General features: G+C 70.2%; 16 protein-coding genes, 1 tRNA gene and 1 other RNA gene. 9 read left to right on the forward strand and 9 right to left on the reverse strand.

Annotation, left to right across the window (positions count from 1 at the left end):
- Positions 1–246: 246 nt before the first annotated feature.
- Positions 247–1926, reverse strand: coding sequence for an FAD-dependent monooxygenase (locus MRBLWH7_RS19750; RefSeq protein WP_341997612.1), 1680 nt, complete (start codon positions 1924–1926; stop codon positions 247–249).
- Here MRBLWH7_RS19750 and MRBLWH7_RS19755 point away from each other — a divergent pair.
- Genes MRBLWH7_RS19755 through MRBLWH7_RS19775 form a run of 5 tightly spaced genes read left to right on the forward strand, consistent with a single transcriptional unit; the run spans position 1910 to position 5741 of the window.
- Positions 1910–2767: a metalloregulator ArsR/SmtB family transcription factor gene (locus tag MRBLWH7_RS19755; protein ID WP_341997614.1), complete on the forward strand. Its 858-nt coding sequence runs from the start codon at positions 1910–1912 to the stop codon at positions 2765–2767. The two genes, MRBLWH7_RS19750 and MRBLWH7_RS19755, sit on opposite strands and share 17 nt — an antisense overlap.
- A 44-nt stretch (positions 2768–2811) precedes the next feature.
- A complete protein-coding gene (locus tag MRBLWH7_RS19760) occupies positions 2812–3231 on the forward strand; it encodes an arsenate reductase ArsC (protein ID WP_341997616.1) in 420 nt (139 codons plus the stop codon).
- Positions 3228–3872: an arsenate reductase ArsC gene (locus tag MRBLWH7_RS19765; protein WP_341997618.1), complete on the forward strand. Its 645-nt coding sequence runs from the start codon at positions 3228–3230 to the stop codon at positions 3870–3872. Before MRBLWH7_RS19760 ends, MRBLWH7_RS19765 begins: the two co-directional genes overlap by 4 nt.
- A gap of 37 nt (positions 3873–3909) precedes the next feature.
- Positions 3910–5292: an FAD-dependent oxidoreductase gene (locus tag MRBLWH7_RS19770; protein WP_341997620.1), complete on the forward strand. Its 1383-nt coding sequence runs from the start codon at positions 3910–3912 to the stop codon at positions 5290–5292.
- Complete coding sequence (locus MRBLWH7_RS19775; protein WP_341997622.1) at positions 5289–5741, forward strand: low molecular weight phosphatase family protein; 453 nt, start codon at positions 5289–5291, stop codon at positions 5739–5741. Before MRBLWH7_RS19770 ends, MRBLWH7_RS19775 begins: the two co-directional genes overlap by 4 nt.
- Positions 5742–5784: 43 nt before the next feature.
- On the opposite strand, the gene MRBLWH7_RS19780 is transcribed toward MRBLWH7_RS19775, so the two are convergent.
- From MRBLWH7_RS19780 to MRBLWH7_RS19810, 7 genes are all read right to left on the reverse strand, one after another.
- Positions 5785–5869 (reverse strand) — tRNA-Ser (locus MRBLWH7_RS19780).
- A 41-nt stretch (positions 5870–5910) separates the two neighbouring features.
- A complete protein-coding gene (locus MRBLWH7_RS19785; RefSeq protein ID WP_341997624.1) occupies positions 5911–8190 on the reverse strand; it encodes a DUF3488 and transglutaminase-like domain-containing protein in 2280 nt (759 codons plus the stop codon).
- Positions 8177–9436 (reverse strand): DUF58 domain-containing protein, encoded by a 1260-nt coding sequence (locus MRBLWH7_RS19790; protein ID WP_341997626.1) that lies wholly within the window; start codon positions 9434–9436, stop codon positions 8177–8179. The genes MRBLWH7_RS19785 and MRBLWH7_RS19790 overlap by 14 nt, the downstream gene beginning before the upstream one ends.
- A gap of 7 nt (positions 9437–9443) precedes the next feature.
- Complete coding sequence (locus tag MRBLWH7_RS19795; RefSeq protein WP_341997628.1) at positions 9444–10469, reverse strand: MoxR family ATPase; 1026 nt, start codon at positions 10467–10469, stop codon at positions 9444–9446.
- A gap of 163 nt (positions 10470–10632) precedes the next feature.
- Positions 10633–11166 carry a hypothetical protein gene (locus MRBLWH7_RS19800; protein WP_341997630.1) on the reverse strand — a complete coding sequence of 178 codons (534 nt, stop codon included), beginning with the start codon at positions 11164–11166 and terminating at the stop codon, positions 10633–10635.
- A 3-nt stretch (positions 11167–11169) separates the two neighbouring features.
- Positions 11170–13257 (reverse strand): primary-amine oxidase, encoded by a 2088-nt coding sequence (locus MRBLWH7_RS19805; protein ID WP_341997632.1) that lies wholly within the window; start codon positions 13255–13257, stop codon positions 11170–11172.
- Positions 13258–13302: 45 nt separating this feature from the next.
- On the reverse strand, positions 13303–14778 hold the full coding sequence (locus MRBLWH7_RS19810) for an APC family permease (protein ID WP_341997634.1): 1476 nt from the start codon (positions 14776–14778) through the stop codon (positions 13303–13305).
- A 210-nt stretch (positions 14779–14988) separates the two neighbouring features.
- Here MRBLWH7_RS19810 and MRBLWH7_RS19815 point away from each other — a divergent pair, with 210 nt between their 5' ends.
- From MRBLWH7_RS19815 to ffs, 3 genes are all read left to right on the forward strand, one after another.
- Positions 14989–16488: an APC family permease gene (locus MRBLWH7_RS19815; protein WP_341997635.1), complete on the forward strand. Its 1500-nt coding sequence runs from the start codon at positions 14989–14991 to the stop codon at positions 16486–16488.
- Positions 16481–17179 (forward strand): helix-turn-helix domain-containing protein, encoded by a 699-nt coding sequence (locus tag MRBLWH7_RS19820; protein WP_341997636.1) that lies wholly within the window; start codon positions 16481–16483, stop codon positions 17177–17179. Before MRBLWH7_RS19815 ends, MRBLWH7_RS19820 begins: the two co-directional genes overlap by 8 nt.
- Before the next feature lie 32 nt (positions 17180–17211).
- An RNA gene (gene ffs, locus MRBLWH7_RS19825) (signal recognition particle sRNA small type) lies at positions 17212–17308 on the forward strand.
- Here ffs and MRBLWH7_RS19830 read toward each other — a convergent pair.
- The gene (locus MRBLWH7_RS19830; RefSeq protein ID WP_341997637.1) at positions 17303–17974 is read right to left on the reverse strand and encodes an NUDIX domain-containing protein; all 672 of its coding nucleotides are present in this window, start codon (positions 17972–17974) and stop codon (positions 17303–17305) included. The two genes, ffs and MRBLWH7_RS19830, sit on opposite strands and share 6 nt — an antisense overlap.
- Positions 17975–18085: 111 nt before the next feature.
- Here MRBLWH7_RS19830 and pta point away from each other — a divergent pair, with 111 nt between their 5' ends.
- Positions 18086–20233, forward strand: coding sequence for a phosphate acetyltransferase (pta, locus tag MRBLWH7_RS19835; RefSeq protein WP_341997639.1), 2148 nt, complete (start codon positions 18086–18088; stop codon positions 20231–20233).
- Positions 20234–20252 lie beyond the last annotated feature (19 nt).

Raw genomic sequence — 20252 nt, forward strand, 5'->3', positions numbered from 1 at the left:
CAGCAGCGACGCGCGCATCCTGATCCTGGACATCATCGACGAGGAACACGCGACCGACGTCGGGCAGGTCACAGTGGCATGGCAGGCACGGCAACCGTCGATGCGGTACGCCCAGGCGCACCGGTTGCCGCGAGTCGTGGGTCAACTGCTGTGGCAGCTCGAAAATCTGGAATGGGTCCGCAGGCACGGTGAGCAGCTCATGGTGACAGGTCTCGGCCGCAAAGCACAGGCGCTCGCGCGGCGCGCTCAATCAGGTGCAGTGAATGACTTGGGTGGAACGAATGGGGCGAACGCCGGCACGGCGTCGAAAGCGGCAGCCGCGCCGGCGACGAAACCGTCCGGACGTACCAGGTAGAGACGGTCGGTGCGCAGCCGACGATATGGGTCTGCCGGAAAGCTCACCGCAGCGATCCCAAGAGATGCGGCGACAACACTGACCGCTGCGGGATCGGCGAACCCGTAGCTGTGCAGCTGCCACGTGAAGTGCCGGAGCGCAGCGTAGTTGCCGCCGGTCCACGGCAGTCGTCGACCTACGATGCGGTCGCGCCGGCCGCGGGTGCTCCGCTTCTGCTCGTCCGACATCCAGTAATGGATACGAATCTGGGCGAGGTAGCCGTAGATGCGCTGGGTGCCGATGACGCGCGGCATGATCCGCACGGCGATCGGTGCGACGACGGGCACCACCCGGCTGCGCACGAAGCGCGCGGACCGCTTGGCCGAGGTGATCCGATTGAAGGCGGCATCCGTGCTTGTGACTAGGCGGGACGCGACCGGTCGCCGTTCCGCTTCGTAGCGGTCGAGGATGCGGGGGTCAGCGCCGCGCAGCACGACGTCGGCGAGCTTGCAGGCCAGGTTGTGCGCATCCTGAAGGCCGGTGTTCATGCCCTGCGCGCCGACCGGGGAGTGCACATGCGCGGCGTCGCCGACCAGGAACACCGGACCGGATCGGAAATGGGTGGCGAGACGGTGGTGCACGCGATAGCTCGAGGCCCACGCCGTCGCACTGAAGCTCACGTTGAACTCGCGCTGCAGCCGACGTCGCACGAGGCCCTCCAGGTCCGGGTCGTCGCTCTCCACCACGCCGAGAAGCCGATCATGACCGCCCGGGCCCATCGGGAACGTGAGGAGGAAGTCGTCGCGGGCAAAGCGCAGGTTCACCGCTTGGCGGACCAGCCCGCGTGTGCCGATCGCGTCGATGACGTAGAACCGTCGGGGATTGGTCGTGCCCTCGAATGACAGACCGAGCTGCTCGCGTACGGGCGAGGATGCGCCGTCCGCGGCGATGCACCATCGCGCGTGGATGGTCCTGGGGCCTCGCGGTGTCGCCACCTCGACGGTCACCGGTAACGGCGCGGCCTCGTCGATCTCGATGGACGTGAGTGCATGCCGCCACCGGAGGTCACCGCCGGCATCCGTGAGACCTTGGGCGAGGAGGCGCTCATTCCTGCTCTGTTCGAGGACGTGGATGCCGGGAAACGGTGTCAGGGTGCGGCCGAACGCCGCGAAGCTCACCGCCGGGAACGTCCGGGCGCCGTAACCCGGCACGATCTTGGGCGACCGCTGCGCCTCCCTCGCCACCTCATCCGCAAGCCCCAACTGCGCGTACAGCTCCATCGACCGCGCCTGCAAGGCGAGGGCCCGCGACTCGCGGGTCGGCCCGTCCTTACCGTCGATCACCACGGCTCTCACGCCGAGCCGCGCCAAGCACAGGGCAGCCATCAGACCGCTCGGCCCCGCCCCGACGACCAGCACCTCCGTCTGCTCCACGTTCATGGCAGCCACATCACGAGAATCTCCAACGCACAACGGCACGTCAACGGCATCGCTCATGCCGGCCGCTTCAAGTCGATCGAGGGAGTCGGGAGATAGACTCATGTCTATGGATTCGACGGCCGCTCCCGCACTGACGGTGCTCGCCGACCCCACCCGTGCGCGTATCCTGCGCCTGATCCTCGACGCTCCGGACGGGCGACAACTGGTCGGCCGGCTCGCTGACCAGCTCGGCTTCCGCCAGCCGACCGTCAGTCACCACATGCGTGCGCTCCTCGACGCCGGTGTGGTCACTCGCGAGCCCGAAGGCAGGCGTGTCTGGTACTCCATCAACCCGGACCAGAGCGAGCTGGTGACCACCGTTCTCGGTGGCGTCACGACAGGCGAACCGGAACCGGACCTGGGGCGAGTGGTAGCAGATCTTCAGGGTCGCTTCCATGGTGTCATCGGCCCCGAGACGGTGGAGCGGTACGTGCGGGAAAGTCACGCGTTACTGGCCGCCCGTGAGTCGACGCCCCTGCTCGCCTCACGTACGGCGGCCTTCGCCGCCCAGCGCCTCACCGACCTGCTCCGCGTCGACGAGAGCACCCGGTCAGTGCCCGAGGTCCTGTTCGTCTGCGTTCAGAACGCCGGCCGCTCGCAGTTGGCCGCCGGAATCCTGCGACAGCTGGCCGGCGACCGCATCGTCGTCCGCACCGCTGGCTCCGAACCCGCCGCCGATGTCCGAACATCCATCGTGAACGCGCTCGACGAGATCGGCGTGCCCATGTCCGGCGAGTTCCCCAAGCCCCTCACCGACGAAGCGGTTCGCGCCGCCGACTTTGTCATCACGATGGGCTGCGGAGATGCGTGCCCGATCTACCCGGGCCGCCGCTACCTGGATTGGGACATCGAAGATCCGGCCGGCAAGTCGCTCGCCGCCGTGCGGCGCATCCGCGACGACATCGACGGCCGCGTCCGAGACCTGCTCGCGGGCATGCAACTCGCGGTGGTGTAATCCATAGATATTGGTCTATGCTTCTCGTGAGAGAAGGAGACCTGATGAGCGAAGACAAGCCCACCGTCCTGTTCGTCTGCGTTCACAACGCGGGACGTTCGCAGATGGCCGCCGGCTATCTCCGGGCGCTCGGCGGCGACGATGTCGAGGTGCTTTCGGCGGGATCCGCACCCAAAGACTCGATCAACCCCGTCGCCGTCGAGGCGATGGCGGAAGAAGACATCGACATCGCCGGAAACACACCCAAGGTCCTGACCGTCGACGCTGTGCGTGAGTCGGATGTCGTCATCACGATGGGCTGCGGCGACGCTTGTCCCATCTTCCCTGGCAAGCGCTACGAAGACTGGGAACTGGACGACCCGGCTGGTCAGGGGATCGACGCCGTGCGGCCGATCCGCGACGAGATCCGCCGCCGGGTCGAGCTTCTGCTGACGGAGATCCTTCCCGCCCGGGGTGCGGCGTGATCGGCGGGGCAGGGCAGGGCGCGCTCCTCGCGCCGGACTCGGTGCTGCATCGCGCGGCGGAGCGACTAGCGCAACAGTTCGCTGGGATGGTCAACGAGGAGACGGTGGAGCGGGTGGTGTTCGAGTCGTACACCGGCCTGGCCCGTACCGCGGCCGTGAGGACCCATCTTCCCAGCCTCGCCGAAAAATTCGCACGCGACCGGCTGACCGCGCTCGCCCAGTCGAAGGGCCTCATCGCTAAGCGCGTCCCCGAGGTGCTGTTCGTGTGCGTGCAGAACTCCGGGCGATCCCAAATGGCAGCCGCACTCACCCGGCAGATCGCCGGGGGTCGCGTCCACGTGCGCTCGGCCGGCTCGCAGCCGGGTGAGCGCATTCTTCCTGAGGTTGCGCTGGTCCTCGCCGAGATCGACCTGGATGTCACCGAAGAGTTTCCCAAGCCGCTCACCGATGACGTGGTCCGGGCCGCGGACGCGGTGATCACCATGGGCTGCGGCGACGCTTGCCCGCTGTATCCGGGCAAGCGGTACCTGGACTGGCAGCTCGACGACCCGGCGGACCTCGATCTGGATGGTGTCCGGCGCGTCCGTGACGACATTCGGGGCCGCGTCGAACACCTCCTTTCCGAGCTGATCCCCGTCTGACTCGCCCGATTCAGACGCTGCCGACCCAAGGAGCAGCATGCACATCGTCGCCATCGGCGGCAGCGACGCGGGTATCTCCGCCGCGCTGCGCGCCCGTGAACTCGACCAGTCCGCCGACGTCACCGTGGTGGTCGCCGACGAGTACCCGAACTACTCGATCTGCGGCATCCCGTACTACTTCTCCGGCGACGTGCAGCCCTGGCAGTCGCTGGCGCACCGCACGCACGCCGACCTGGAGGCGACCGGGATGCAGCTGCGGCTGAACACCCTGGCCACTCGGATCGACGTCGCCGATCGTCGGCTTGTCGTGCAGGACGACCACGGCGAATCGACCATCGCCTACGACGAACTGATCGTCGGCACCGGCGCCCTCCCCGCTTACGCCGGCATCGAGGGACTCGGCGAGCTGGGCCCCGAGGACGGGGTCCACGTCATCCACTCGATGGGCGACACGTTCGCCCTCGATACGCACCTGGCCGACCGGGACCCGCGCGCCGCGGTCATCATCGGCGCGGGCTACGTCGGGCTCGAGATGGCCGAAGGGTTCCGCACGCGCGGCATGCAGGTCATCCAGCTGCAGCGCGGCCCCGAGGTGCTCTCCACACTCGACCCCGAACTCGCATCCGCGGTGCGGGAGGAACTCGTCGCGCACGGCGTCGACGTGCACACCGACACCACGGTCAGGGCGGTCACCAAGACCGACACCGGGCTCGTCGTGCACGCCGAGCACCGCGGTGAGCCGGTGTCCCACGCCGCCGATCTCGTGCTCGCCGTCGTCGGCGTCCGCCCGAACACCGCCCTGCTCGAGCAGGCCGGCGCCCGCCTGGGCGCCGGACGTGCGGTGGTGGTCGACGACCGGATGCAGACCGGCCTCCCGCACGTTCTCGCAGCCGGGGACGGCGTCGTCACGCATCACCGCCTGCTCGGCACGACCTACCTTCCGCTCGGCACGACCGCTCACAAGCAGCGCCGTATCGCCGGCGAGAACGCCCTCGGCGGCCAGGCACGCTTCGCCGGCTCCGTCGGCACCCAGGTGGTCAAGGTCTTCGACCTCGTCGCCGCCCGCGCCGGGTTGCGGGAGCATGAGGCCGCGGCGGCCGGATACGCGCCGGCGACCACCCAATCCGTCGCCGACGATCACAAGCGCTACTACCCGGGCGCCCAACCGATCAGCATGCGCATCACCGGCGACCGCGACACCGGTCTGCTGCTGGGCGCGCAGATGGTCGGCCGGCTCGGCACCGAAACCGCCAAACGCATCGACACCTTCGCCACCGCGCTGTTCGCCGGCCTCACCATCGAGCAGATCAGCGACCTCGATCTCTCCTATACCCCGCCGCTCGGATCGCCCTGGGACGCGGTACAAGCCGCCGCCCAAGCCTGGAGTAGAGCGCACCAGCCGATCGGAGCTTCCGCATGACCACCCCGCCCACGGTTCTGTTCATCTGCCAGCACAACGCCGGCCGGTCACAGCTCGGCGCCCACCTGCTAGAGGTCGTCGCACCCGGCCGCTTCGCCGCCACGAGCGCTGGCCTCAACCCCGCCGACGAGATCAACCCCGTCGTCGCCGAGTCGCTTCACGAGCTCGGCGTCGACACGTCGGGGGCCGAACCGCGGCTGGTCACTGACGCAGACCTGGCGACCGCCGACGTCGTCGTGACCATGAAGCCGGGGCTTCCCCTCCCCGGCCCTGTCGCCGGGCGCCTCGTCGAGTGGGAGTTCCCGAACCCGGAGGCGTGGGACCTCGATGGCGTCCGTCGGCTGCGCGATGCGATCGCCGCCCGGACGCGGGAGCTTGCAGGAGATCTCGACCCACAGTCGGTTCAAGGCCGGACCGTCAACCCGCCGAACCCACAAGAAAAGTCCTGAGCCGCGACTCGTTCGTAAACGATGTCGCGACTCAGGACAGGCGCGGAGGATGGGGGATTCGAACCCCCGAGGGCTTGCACCCAACACGCTTTCCAAGCGTGCGCCATAGGCCACTAGGCGAATCCTCCAGGAGGCCCCGGAGGGCCGCCGACCATCCTACCCTGCTCGGCTACCTTGCCCGAACCGGGGCGGTGCCGGCGTACACGCTGCCCGGCCGGATGACGAGCGAGCGTGGCGCGATCAGCGCGAGGATCCGGCGCGAGGGCGGCACCGATGCCAGCAGTGAGATGCGGACGGATGCTGCGGCGTCGGCCGCCGCGTCTCCCATCCAGAATGAGCGGACACCGGCGCGGGAATAGCTGGCGCGCTCGATCGCGAGCAGGACGGTGTTCATCTCGGATGCCGCGACTCCGTGTTCGGCGACGAGCCTGCCGGCGAACGCGCGTGGCGTCTCACTGGCGGGCACCGGGATGCCGGCGTCGATCGCGGCCTCCTGGACCGACTGCCAGGCGGCGGCCGCGTCGCCGCCTCGCGCGGCGGCATCCTGTTGCCTGCGGCGCAGCTCGCGGATGAGGAAGGGGAGTGCGAGCAGCACCATCACCGCCGCCACCACGCCGAGGATCGGGAGCGGGTCGAGGGCGTCTTGGGCAGATCCGTCTGACGCGTTCTGGCCCTGCTCCTCGAGGTCGATCTGGGCCTGATCGCCGCGCGCCGTCGGAGTGGGGTTCGACTGCGGAGTCGTCGAATCCGGGTCGGCGGTCTGGCCGGGCAGCGTCAGGTCCGACGAGAACGTGGTCGGAACGCCGAGACCGGAGGTGGGCTCGAACGGGATCCATCCGATCCTGTCGAAGAACACCTCGGGCCAGGCGTGGAGTTGTGAGCTCGATACGGAGAAGACCGGCTGTCCGTCGACCGCGTCGGTGGTGGGAGTGCCGGGCAGGTATCCGACGACGATGCGCGACGGCATGTGGAGCGTCCGTGCCATCAGCGCGAACGCCGACGCGAAGTGGATGCAGTACCCCTCGCGCACCTCGAGGAACCGCGCGACCGCCTCGGCGCCAGTGCCGTCGAACCCGTCCTCGACCGGCGCTTCGAGCGAATACCGGAAGTCGACGCCCCGGAACCAGCGTTGCAGCGCGGTCAGCTTGTCGTAGTCGGAGGTGGCGTCGGCCGTCACCTCGAGGGCGAGCTCGCCGATGATGGGCGGAATCTCGGCCGGCAGCTCAGTCGTCTCCTCCCGCACCTGCGAACCCACCGACACCGCCGCGCGAGCCTGCTCGAGCGAAGGGCGCGGGACGTCGAAAGCCACCTCATAGGACTGGCCTTGGGTCGATCCGGCGGTCGTGGCGACGGTGTGGTTGTAGGGAACCGCACTCCACTGGCCCCCACCGAGGCCTGTGATCCCGACAGCGGGGTAGGGCACCGGCGCCCAAATCGAGTCGAGGTTCACCACGTCGATCTTGACGGTGTACTCGCCGATGCGGACGTCCTGGTCGGAGTCGGGGGCGCCGAAGGCGCGCTCGCTGGCGAGGGACACGGTCTGGGAACGATCGGATTCCCACGTTTCACCGTCCAGGCGGGTCACGGTCGTCGCGCGCAGGTACGGCACCGAAGGGGCGTCGGTGCGGACGCGGAGCACCTCGGTCTCCCGCGGCCGGCGGAGGTCGTCGCCGAGCCGCAAGGTGGCATCGATCCCCGGTCCGGGTCCGAGGCCCGATCCGGCCCGCGCTCCGGGCTGCGGCAGCACGGGGGTCGCGACGACGGCCACGACGATCGCGATCGCGCCGATGCCGAGCGCCGTCGCGGGCACGCCGGCGGTTCGCTCCGCCTCGCGCTCCATCGGCTTCTCCCGCGAGCGGGTCTCGGAGCGCAGCAGGAAGAGGATCGTCACCGCGAGGAAGACGAACCCGATGACGTCGACCTCGCTCGGCGCGGCGATCGCCGGAATGAGCGACACCGCGACGATGCCGACGGAGGCGAGCAGCGGCATCCGTGCCGTCACGACGACGTGGTCGACGATGATCGTGAGAAGCCCCATCGACCCCACCACGACGAACGCCAGCGACAGTGTGGGCTCGAGCGGCGCCGCACCGACCGTGATCTCCTCCATCGCGGCCTCGACCAGGAGGGGCACGGCGCGGAAGGTGTCGAGCGTCGGGATCACCCAGAGCAGGGCGGTGTCGCGCAAGAACACCAGGGTCATGAACATGACCCACACCGCGACCTCGATGAGGGTCACCGCGACGGCCGGGAGTCGGTAGAGGCGGGCGGCGTAGCCGGCGGCGAGCACCATCGCCGACAGGGCGAGCGCGGCGACCAGCCACCATCCCGGCTCGACGACCCGGACGACCGGCAGCAGCGCCGCCAGCAGCGCCGCCAGAATCGCGAACGTCAGGAGCCGCTCGCCGCCGTGGGCGCGTACCTGGTGGTCGGTTTCAGCCGAAGACATGGTGCACCCCCCGGCCGATCGCGTTCGCCCAGGCGAGCCCCAGGTCGCGGTCGGGGCCGACAGCGGCCACGTGCCAGCCGTGGTCGGCGGCGATATCGAGCGCGGCTCCTTTCGGCGCCGCCGAAAGGAGGACGGGGAGCGTGCTGTGGTGCGAGACCGGGCCGACCGCCACCGCGTCGGCCGGGTCGAGCCGCCCGACGATGAGCACGATCGGACCCGTCGAGGCCCCGGCGAACAGCCGCGACAGGCGCGGGAGGGCGTCGTCGCGATGCGCCGTGATCGTCGCGAACTGCGCGAGCATCGCGTCGACCTCGGTCATGTCGCCGCCGTCGATGCGGTCGACGAGCACGGTGCCCTCGGTGTCGAGCACTTCGACGGCATACCCGTCGTGAACGAGCCGCGCGACCGCCGAGACGCACGCCGAGATGCCGGCTTCGAAGCCGGGGTCGGCGCCCGGCGCGCGCAGCGCTTCGGGGGACCAGCGCAAGGCGGCACGGTCGAGGACGACCGTGGCCTCGGGCGTGGACTCCTGCTCCTCCTGGCGCACCATGAGCTCGTCGCGGTGCGCGGTCGCGCGCCAGTGGATGCGTCGCATCGAGTCGCCCGGCGCGTACGGCCGCGCGACGAGGTTGTCGGCGCCCTGGCCGAGCTGGTCGGTCGTGGTGTGCAGCATCCCGCCCGTGGCGCCCGCGTAGTCCACGAGCGGCGGCAGATCCACCACCGCGGGTGCGACGGTGACCGGTGTGCGCTGGCTGAACACGACGGTGCGCCGCGCGAGCCCGAACGGGTCGGACGAGCGCACGGTGAGCGGTCCGAGCGAGTGGATCCCGCGCCGCGCGCCGGTGATCGTGTACACCAGGTCGATGCTGCGCGCGCCGCCGCGCTCGCCGCCGCGCAACCCCGAGCCGAGCGCGGGGAACGCCCCCTCGGCCTTGCCGCGCAGCCCCTTGGGCAGCGCGTCGCGCCAGGTTCCCGGGGCCGTGGGTAGCGCCGTGCGCACCTCGACGCGCACGGACACGCGCGCATCTTGTCCGACCGAGACGACGTCCGGGACGAGCGCCCGCGTGACCGCGTCGGAGCGGCGCCCCACGTAGAGGGACGCGATGCTCGCGACGACCACCGCCAGCAGCAGGATGCCGAAGTACATCAACTCGACGAGGCTGGCCTCGTTCGCCACGATGAAGCACGCGACCGCGAGGACCAGCGCGCCGGTTCCCCGGACGGTCAGTGGCCACACGCTTCTCATGATCTGCTCACTGACGTGCGGCGATCGGCACCCGCACACTCGCGGCGATGCGCTCGAGGATCGTCGTGATCGCGTCGGACGCACTCGATGCGCGGGCTCCTCCCGCGGCGCGGGTCGGGATGAGCCGGTGTGCGAACACCGGCGAGAGGAGCGCCGTGATGTCGTCAGGGATCACGAACGCACGACCGTCGAGCGCGGCCCAGACCTTGGCCGCGCGCACCAGCTGCAGTGTGGCGCGCGGGCTCGCGCCGAGGCGCAGGTCACCGTGCGTGCGGGTCGCCTGGGCGAGGGCCACGGCGTAGTCCTCGATGGCCGGCGCGACGTGCACCGCCCGCGCCCATGCGACCAGCCCGCTGACCTCGTCCGCAGAGACCACCGGCGCGAGCTGGTCGAGCGGGTTCACCGTGTCTCGCTGACGCAGCATGAGAGCCTCTGACCGCGGATCGGGGTAGCCCATCGAGATGCGCATCATGAAGCGGTCCCGCTGCGCCTCGGGAAGGGCGTACGTGCCCTCCATCTCGAGCGGGTTCTGCGTCGCGACGACGAGGAACGGCTCGGGCACGAAGTGCGTGCGCCCGTCGACGGTGACCTGGCGCTCCTCCATCGCCTCGAGGAGGGCCGACTGCGTCTTGGGGGAGGAGCGGTTGATCTCGTCGGCGATGACGATGTTCGCGAAGATCGCGCCCGGCTTGAACTCGAACTCGCGCTCGACGGGGTTGAAGACGCTCACACCGGTGACGTCGCCGGGGAGCAGATCAGGAGTGAACTGGATGCGGCGGACCGTGGCGTCCACGGAGGTCGCCAGTGCCCGCGCGAGCATGGTCTTGCCCACGCCGGGGACATCCTCGATGAGGAGGTGCCCCTCCGCGAGGAAGCACACCAGGGCGCTGCGCACCGCGTCCGGCTTGCCGTCGATGACGCTGCCCACCGCGTCCAGGATCGCATCCGTGACGCGGGCGAAACCCTCGGCGCTCGGGACGCCGAGCGCACCTGAGCCTTCCGATGCGGCATCCGTCATCGCGGTATCGACCATCGCCGGCTCCTGTTCCGCCCTCGAACGAGCGGGTCGCGGGTGGGGTGCGGGCTCCCTCGCCCACGCGACTGATCCTAATCGCGCCGTTATCGGATCGGTATCGATCGCGCTGGGAGAACCCTGGACACCGTTCGTCGCGCCACCCGCGGTCGGGTCGGGCCCTCTACAGCACCGCACCCACGGCCATGATCAGCACCGAGGCGCCCATGCAGATGAGCTGCGCCCGGTCCAAGCGTCGATGGGCGCGCAGGACCAGGAGTGCCGACAGCGCGGCGTACGCAGCCGCACCGCCCACCAGCAGGACGGAGAGGAGCGACCCCCCGCCGACGGCACCGTGGGCGTGCGCCGTCGCGGCGATCGTGACGGCGGGCTGTGGGGCCATGGCGAGCTGGAGCGCCGCCATGCCCACCAACCCGAGCCCGGTGTGGACGGTCATCGGGCCGGGGGTCGAGCCCGCCCGACTGCCGGCCGCCCGGCGTGGGCGCTGCCAGGCCGCGAAGGCCATCGCCGAGGCCAGCAGCAGCACGGTCCAGTACACCGGTGCCACGAGGCGGGCGAGCGCCGCGTCCAGCATCGCGATCAGCATGATCGCCGACGCGACGGCGTCGGGCCACCGCGCCCGGCCGCGATCGGCTGCCAGACAACAGGCGCCGATCGCGGCCGGGGCGATGGCCCAGGCGTGGAGCAGTTCGGTCACGGATCAACCGTGGTCGTGGTGCTCGCCGTGCGCGTGACCGTGCGTGCTGTGGTCGTGCCGGAGAGCGCTCGGGTCGTGCACGTGCGCGCCCGGAGTCGGGCCGTAGCCGCCCGTCGCGCCGTGGACGTGACCGGTGCCGGGTGAGCAGTGCGCCGACTGGGGCGCCGGTACGTTCAGCGTGGGGTTCCGCTCGAAGAAGTTGTACGGCTTGAGCGTGAACTTGGCGTAGTCCATGGGCATGACCGGCCAGTCCTCGTTACGGGGGAAGTGCGTGAGTCCGAACGTGTGCCACAGCACGACGTCCTCGCCGATCAGCGGCTCGTCGCCGGCGATGAACGCGGGGATGCCGCCGCCGCCCGGGTGCTGGTTGACGAAGTCGCCCGCCGCGTAGCGTTCGGCGGGATCGTACTTGGTGACGAACAGGTTCTTGGTGGCGAACGCGGCGCGCGACGCGATCGACGACTCGTCGTGGGCGAGCAGTACGGGCGTCTCGGTCGGGAACAGCACGTAGGAGGTGGGCTGGCCCATCGATGTGGTCTTGTCGGTCGAGGCGATCTGCCACACGCGGTTGCGGGCGCCGTCGGCGAGGCGGCCGGACTGCTTCTCGGACGCGATCGGCGTGACGCTCTTCGTGAACGCGTTGCCGGCGGGGTTCGCGGGCGAGATCGGCACGCGCACCGCGTCGATCTCGTTCACCACGTTCGCGACCCCGTCGACCGTCATGTCGAGCCGGGCGGAGAACAGGTGCTGGTGGTACGGGGCCCCCAGGCCCGGCGCGACCTCCGAAGCGAACGCGTAGGGCGAGCCGTCCTCGTTCACACCGGGGTAGGCGGAGGTGAAGAGGATGCCGGTCAGCTTGGCTTCGCACTCGATGGTGCCGTCGAGGTAGAGGTACCAGAAGAAGCCGTAATCGTAGTTGCCGACCGTCGTGAAGAACGAGATCACGAGGCGCCGCGATCGGCGCACTTCGGCAGCCCCGGTGAAGAGGTCGGTGTGCTTCCAGAGCGACCCGAAGTCCTCTTCGTGCATGCACACGCCGTTGCGCACGGTACGCGGCATCCCCAGCTCGTCTGCGAGGATCGCGTCGACGTACGTGATGTCGCCGACGCAGTCGCAGCCGAGCTCGAGCTCGTTCGTGTAGCGGCCGAAGAGGTACTCGCCGGTGTCGAAGTAGTTCTGCCAGAACCGGTTCGGCTGCGGGTCGGCGTAAGGCACGACCATCTCGCTGATCGACCCGCGGTACATCACCGGGCGTCCCGCGAACGACAGCTGCCGGAGGATCAGGCCCTCGCGCGTGTCGAAACCGATCCGGAAATCCCACTCACCCCATGTCACGTGCTCGTCGTCGACGGTGAAGCTCGATCCCTCGGGCTGCGTGATGACGATCGGCTTGAGTCCCTCGAGCGGCGCGCCCTGCAGCTCGGGGTCGTCGTAGTTGCCGCTCGTCTGCGGGATGTCGAACCCGGGGTTGTCGACGATCTTGATCACCGTCCGGGCGGCGACGTCGATGTAGGCGGTCAGTCCGTCGACGGGATGCGCCCAAGGGTGATCCGAGGCGTGGAACTGCTGGAACGCGAACGTGCGGAGGATGCGCCTTCCGGCCTCGTCCTCGTATCCGTAATTGCCGGCCGACAGGGGTACGAGGACCACATCGTCGGGCGTCAGGCCGCGGGCGCGCAGTGCCTCCACCCACTCCTCGCTCTCGTTCGCGATCACCCCCACCTCCTCGAACTCCGCGTCGAGGATCGGCAGCTGCCCGGCCGTGCCGTCGAGTGCGACGCTCGAGACCACGGCGCCCGTCGCGAGCGACACGACGAGGTCGAGCGACAGCGCGGTCCGCATGTCGAGCAGCTGCACGCGCGCCCGGCGCTCGGGCAGCGAGCCGGTGCCGGCCTCCCACGCGAGCACCTCCGGCTTTGGCGCTTCCTCCAGTCCGATGTACGCGAAGCGGGTGGCCTCGGTGGTGGTGTCGAGGCCGAGCACGATCGCGCGCACGGCGTGGATCTCGGCGGGCGTCAGCGAGGCGAGCGGATGCTGCGGCGTCGGCGGTGCGGTGAAGCCCGAGGCGGTGGCGACGTCGGTGATGGTCATGGTTCTCCTTTGTTGCGGGGCGATGCGGGGATCGATCGGCGGCCGTCAGCCGGCGATCGAGTCGGTGAGCTTTGCGTAGGCGGCGGGTCGCCGGTTCTTGATCCACGCGGCCTGCGCGTAGCCGATGGCCGGAATGACCACCACGAGGCCGAGGAGGAACCAGCTGACGGCGCCGAACACGGGGTTGCCGTCGGCATCGACATCGCCGACCATGATCGGGAAGTAGGCGACGATCAGCGCGCCCGACAGCATGAGACCGACGAACCCGAGCGCTGGGGCGATCATCGTGTTCCAGACGCGACCGTCCTTCTTCGTCTTGACGAAGTAGACGATGACGGCCACGGACGTGACGGCCATGAGGAGCGCGATGGCGAGCGTCGCGACGCCGGCGAACCACGTGAACACCTGCAGCACCGGGTCGAGACCGAGAACCGCGAACACCGCGATGAGCACAACGGCGGTAGCCGTCTGTACGAGCGACGACACGTGCGGCGAGAGGTGCTTTGCGTGCACCGCGCCGAGCCTGTCGGGCAGCACGCCGGCGTTCGCCATCGAGTGCTGGTAGCGGGTGAGGACGTTGTGGAACGACAGCACGCACGCGAACATCGCGGTGACGAGCAGGATGTTGACCGCGACCTCGCCGAACGTGCCGAGGTAGCGCGCCATGGTCGTGATGATGAAGGTTCCCGGGTCCTCGGCGATGACGTCGAGCACGCTGCTCGGCCCCCAGGCCATGACGAGGCCCCACGACGCGAGCGTGTAGAAGACGCCGATGCCGATGACCGCCGCATACGTGGCGCGGGGGATCGTGCGATGGGGGTCTTTCGCCTCGTCGCGGAAGATCGCGGTCGCCTCGAAGCCGATGAACGCGGCGATCGCGAACATCAGGCCCACGCCGGGCGAGCCGCTCGCGATGTTCGCCGGCTCGAAGGGTGCGAGGCTGAGACCCTCGGCGCCGCCGGTCGCGACCACCACGACGACCATCGCGAGGACGATGCCCACCTCGGCGACGAGGAGGACGCCCAGGACCTTGCTGGACAGATCGATGTGGCGGTAGCCGAGCACGCCGACGACGGCGATGGTCGCCAGTGACATCAGCCACCACGGCAGTGCCGGGCCGCCGAGCGACTGCAGGGTGACCGACAGGATGTAGCCGATGTAGCCGTACACCGACACCTGGATCGTCGTGTAGGTCAGCATCGCGATCCACGCGCTCGCGAGGCCGGTCGACCGACCGAGCCCGTAGCCGACATACGTGAAGAACGCGCCCGGCTTCGGGACGTGACGTGTCATGGCCGCGAGCCCGACGGAGAACAGCAGCAGGATCACGGCGCTGATCGCGTAGAGAGCGGGGAAGCCGACCCCGTTGCCCAGCAGCATGCCGAGCGGTGCGGCGCCGCCGATCACGGTGAGGGGGGATGCGGCGGCCACCACCATGAAGACGATGGCGGTGACTCCGAGCGAGCCGGTGAGCGACCGCTTGGCGGACGCCTCGACTCCCTTCGATTCGAGCTGGGTCATGGCGGGACCTCCGGGCGGATGTGGTAACGGGATGCTGCGAGCCTGGCTCCGCCGGATTGCACGGTCGCTTCCCGCCTGTGAAACCTCGCGCACGCCGAGTGAGAATGGCGGCCCGACGCGTCTCATTCGGGCGACACACGGGCGAAACACGAGGGAAGCGGCGCGGCAACGGCGCCCGCGTATCGTCTGGCACGCACCACCGGAGGCGACATGACCGCACTCGAGCGCGCGATCGCGCGACCCGACCCCGTCCATGACTTCGGAGCGCGCTCGCCGCTGCACGGGCTCGACCGCCGCAGCGTCGGCTTCTTCGACGTGCTCGCGCAGTCCGTCGCCGCGGTCGCACCCGCCGCCGCGGCGACCACCGTCGTGCTGCTCGTGGCCGGCATCTCGCCGTCGGCCACCGTGCTGGCGATCCTGTTGGCCGCCGTGCTCAGCCTTCTGGTCGCCCGGACGATCTCTCAGTTCGCGCGCCGGCTCGCCGCCGCAGGCTCGACCTACACCTACACGGCGCGTGGCCTCGGCTCGGGCGCGGGGCTGGCATCGGGTGCCGCGATCCTCGTCGGCTACGGCGCCATCGCGATGTTCGCGCTGCTGGGCGGCGCGTACTACGTCACGTTCCTGCTCGAGTCGGTGTGGCCGGCGGCGGGCGGCCCCGGGACCCTCGCCGGCGTCCTGGCTGCCGAGGCCGCGTTCGTGGCCGTCGTGCTGGTGCGAGGCATTCGCATCTCGTCCCGCGTCGCGCTCGTCGTCGAGGTGCTCTCGGTCGCGCTGATCGCGGTGCTGCTGGTCGTGCTGCTGGCCAGGATCGGTCCGATCGAGCCGGCCGAGGTCCTGGGCCTCGGGAACGTCGACCCGGCCGCGCTCGCGGCCGGGTCGGTCATCGCGCTCACCGCGTTCGTGGGATTCGAGAGCGCCTCGACGCTCGGCGTCGAGGCGCGGATGCCGCTGCGCAACGTCCCGCGCGCGATCGTGTGGACAGTGGTCCTCTCGGGCGGCCTCTACGTGCTGGCCGCCGTGACTCAAGTCGCGGGATTCGATGCGCTCGGGGCGTCGCTCGGCGAGAGCGCCTCGCCGATCAACCAGCTCGCGGCCGCCTACGGACTGGGGGGCTGGGGGGTCGTCGCCGACATCGGCATCGCGGCCTCGTTCGTCGCGTGCGCCATCGGGTCGACGACCGCCCTCACACGGGTGCTGTTCACGATGGGTCGTGACGGTGTCCTGCCGGCCACTGCCGGTCGCGTCCATCCGCGCTTCGGGACGCCGATCGGGGCGGTGGCGCTGGCGTTCCCGATCATCGCGGGCGTGCCGTTCCTGCTCCTTGTCTCGGGGCTCGACATCCGTGACGCGATGCACGTGACGATCGCCGTGGGAGGCGCCGGCTACATCGTGGCGTACATCCTGGTCTGCGTGGCGGCGCCGGTGTTCCTCCGCCGCATCCGCGAGCAGACGGTCGGGTCGACGGTCACGGCGATGGTGTCGGCGGTGGTCCTCACCGGCGGCCTGGTCACGTTCTTCGCGGTCGATGCCGCCACGGGGAGCGTCTCGGTGTGGGTCGCGGCGGCGATCGCTCTGATCTCGGCGATCGCCGTGCTCCTCCGGCTTCGCCGCGGCGTGTCTTCGCTCGCCAGGATCGGCTCATACGACGAACCCGTCGCATCGCAGGTGCTCGGCGGGGTCGCCCGTGGGGAGCGAACCAGCGGTGGCTGACCGGCCGGCGTCCGGCCCGACGCTGACGGCGCGCCAGCCGAAGGCGGTCCACAGCGCGCTCACGGTGCTCGAAGCGGTGGCGCAGCTCGGTGCGGGGGCGACCGCGCGCGAGATCTCGCTCGAGCTGGGTCTCCCGCGTGCCACCGCCTATCGCCTGCTCAACCTTCTCGTGCAGGACGAATACCTCGTCCGCACGCCCGACCTCGCGGGATTCGCGCTCGGGGCGAAGGTCGTACAGCTGGCCGCCGTCGCTGCCGGACCCGCCCGCCTCACATCGGCGGCTCGCGCCGTGGTCGGCGAGGCCCGCGCGGCCCTGCGCGGCGGCCTGCACGTGGTGCTGTTCGTGGACGGCCGTGTCTCGGTGGTCGACGCCGACCCCGATTTCCCCTTGTCGGACGAGGTACGTCTCGCGCGCGAGCCCGAGCGGTTCGCGCTCGGACGCCTGCTGCTGATCGAGCAGGGGAGAGGGGAGGACACCGCGAGGCAGGACCTCGCCGACTTCGGTGCCACTCGCCAGCTCGGCGAGCTCGTCCCGGGGTACGGCTGTGTCGCGGTGCCGATCCGCGACACAGCAGGGAGCCTGGCGGGCGCTGTGGGATTCTCGGGTCCCCGGCATCGCGCCGACGACCCCGCACAGGTGCTCTCGGTGCTGCAGCCCCTGGCGGTCCGCCTGGGGCCGCTGGTGGTGTGACGTCGGGCCCCCGCCGGACGGGTTAGACTTGACCCAGCTCTCCGCGAGGCGGCATCCAGGCCAACTCCCCCAGGACGGAAACGTAGCAAGGGTAACCAGGCTCTGCCGGGTTCGCGGAGAGTCTTAATCTTCCCGGGCGAAGGGGCCCTCCAGCACCGACCACTGCAGCAGCATGATGGTCTTCGCGTCCTGGATCCGCCCGTCGCGGACCATCGCGAGCGCGTCGTCGATGACGAGCTGCACCAGTTCGATGTGCTCGCCCTCCTCCGCCAGGCCGCCGCGCTCGCCGATCCCCGCAGCGCCGTCGTAGGCCGCGGCGAAGAAGTGCAGTCGCTCGGTGACCGAGCCGGGGCTCATGTAGACGTCCCACACGTGCTGCAGCTCGCCGATGTCGACGCCGGTCTCCTCGACCGCTTCGCGCCGGATCGCGGTGGCCGGGTCGTCCTCGTCGAGGAGTCCGGCGGCGGTCTCGATCAGCATCCCGTCGGGGTGGTCGTTGACGTAGACCGGGTACCGGAACTGGCGCGTGAGCAGCACCGTTCGCCGCGCCCGGTCGTACAGCAGCACCGTCGCGCCGTTGCCGCGGTCGTACGTCTCGCGCTGCTGCGTCTCCCACCGACCCGACGGCCCTCGGTACTCCAGCGTCGTGCGCCGCAGCACGTGCCACGCCGAGGCGAGCACCTCGACATCGGTCACCCGCACGTCCGGGTTGCGGTCCAGATCGCGTCCCGTGCGGTCGAGGCCGGTGCGGCCGCGGTGATCGGGGACGTCGATTCCAGAGCGGGGTTCGTGCATGCCGTCGAGGCTATCCGCGGGTGGCCGCGCATCCGCCCACAGCACCGCAGGCTGCTTTTGATCCGGTGGCACGCCTGGCCGCAGCATCCGTGCCGCCCATAGGCTGGACGCGTGGCGCAGAGCATCTACATCACGTCGGCAGAGGGTCATTCGGGGAAGTCCACGGTCGCGCTCGGTGTGCTCGACGCGCTGAGTCACGCGACCCCGCGGGTGGGCGTGTTCCGGGCGATCGCCCGGTCGACCGTGGAGCGCGACTACGTGCTCGAGATGCTGCTCGACCACGACGGCGTCGACCTGCCGTACGACGACTGCATCGGCGTCACCTACGACGACGTCAGGCATGATCCGGATGCTGCGCTCGCGACGATCGTCGAGCGCTACAAGGCCGTCGAGGCCCAGTGCGACGCCGTCGTCATCGTCGGCAGCGACTACACCGACGTCGGCAGCCCCGCGGAGCTCGCCTACAACGCCCGCATCGCCGCGAACCTCGGCGCCCCCGTGCTGCTCGTGCTCGGCGGCCGCTCGGCGCAGAACCAGACCCAGCCCGAGCAGCTCGGCTCGTCGCTCGCGCGCACCCCCGCCGAGATGGGGCAGATCGCCGACCTCGCGCTCGCCGAGCTCGCCCACGGCCGCGCGAAGCTGTTCGCCGTCGTCGCGAACCGCGCCGACGCGGAGCGCTCCGACGAGACGCTCGAGGCCATCCGCCGGTCGATCCGCGCGCACCTCGACGGCGCCGCTCCGGCCACGCCGGTTCCCGTCTGGGCGATCCCCGAGGATCGCTTCCTCGTCGCACCGTCGATCCGCGGCATCATGCGCTCCGTCGACGGGGAGATGCTCGCCGGCGATCCGGGCCGGCTCACGCGCGAGGCGCTGGCGGTCGTGGTCGCGGGCATGTCGATGGTGAACGTGCTGCCGCGCCTGCTCGAAGGCGCCGTCGTCATCATCCCGGCCGACCGCTCCGAGGTGCTGCTGGCGATCCTGCTCGCGAACGCGTCCGGCACGTTCCCGTCGATCTCGGGCATCGTGCTCAACGGCGGCTTCGAGCTGCCCGAGCCCGTCACGCGCCTCATCGACGGCCTGGGCTCGAGCGTGCCCATCATCACGACGGAGCTCGGCACTTACGAGACGGCGGTGCGCATCATGGGCACCCGCGGCCGCCTCGCCGCCGACTCGCAGCGCCGCTACGACACGGCTCTCGCCCTCTTCGAGCAGAGCGTCGACACCGACGAGCTGCTCGTCGCGTTCGGCCTCGCCCGCGCGACGGTGGTCACGCCGCTCATGTTCGAGTTCCAGCTCATCGAGCGGGCGCGCGCGCAGCGCAAGCGGATCGTGCTGCCGGAGGGCGACGACGACCGCGTGCTGCGGGCCGCGGCGACGGTGCTCAAGCGCGGCATCGCCGACCTCGTCATCCTCGGGGAGCCGTTCGAGGTGCGCGCGCGGGCGATCGAGCTGGGCATCGACATCCAGGCCGCCGAGGTGCTGTCGCCGCTGGACGCCGTCCACGTGCACAAGTTCGCGGAGGAGTATGCGCGCCTGCGCGCCCACAAGGGGGTCACGGTGGGGCAGGCGGCCGACACCGTCACGGATGTCTCGTACTTCGGCACGATGATGGTGCACCTGGGCCTCGCCGACGGCATGGTGTCGGGCGCCGCCCACACGACCGCGCACACGATCCGACCCGCGTTCGAGATCATCAAGACCAGGCCGGGCGTCTCGGTCGTCTCGAGCGTGTTCCTCATGGCGCTCGCCGACCGGGTGCTGGTCTACGGGGACTGCGCCGTCATCCCGGATCCCACGAGCGAGCAGCTCGCCGACATCGCGATCTCGTCGGCGGCGACCGCGACGCAGTTCGGCATCGATCCGCGTGTGGCGATGCTGTCGTACTCGACGGGGGAGTCGGGATCGGGTGCCGATGTGGAGAAGGTGAGGGATGCGACGGCCCTCGTCCGCTCGCGGGCCCCGGAGCTGCTCGTGGAAGGGCCGATCCAGTACGACGCGGCAGCCGATGCCGCGGTCGCCGCCGCCAAGATGCCCGGGTCCGCGGTCGCCGGGCGCGCGACGGTGTTCGTCTTCCCCGATCTCAACACGGGGAACAACACCTATAAGGCGGTGCAGCGATCCGCGGGCGCCGTCGCGATCGGACCTGTGCTGCAAGGCCTCAACAAGCCCATCAACGACCTCTCTCGCGGCGCCCTCGTGGACGACATCGTCAACACGATCGCCATCACCGCGATCCAGGCGCAGGAGGCCGGTCGTTGAGACGACGGCCGGAAGAAGG

This window comes from Microbacterium sp. LWH7-1.2, from assembly GCF_038397755.1.
GTDB lineage: Bacteria > Actinomycetota > Actinomycetes > Actinomycetales > Microbacteriaceae > Microbacterium.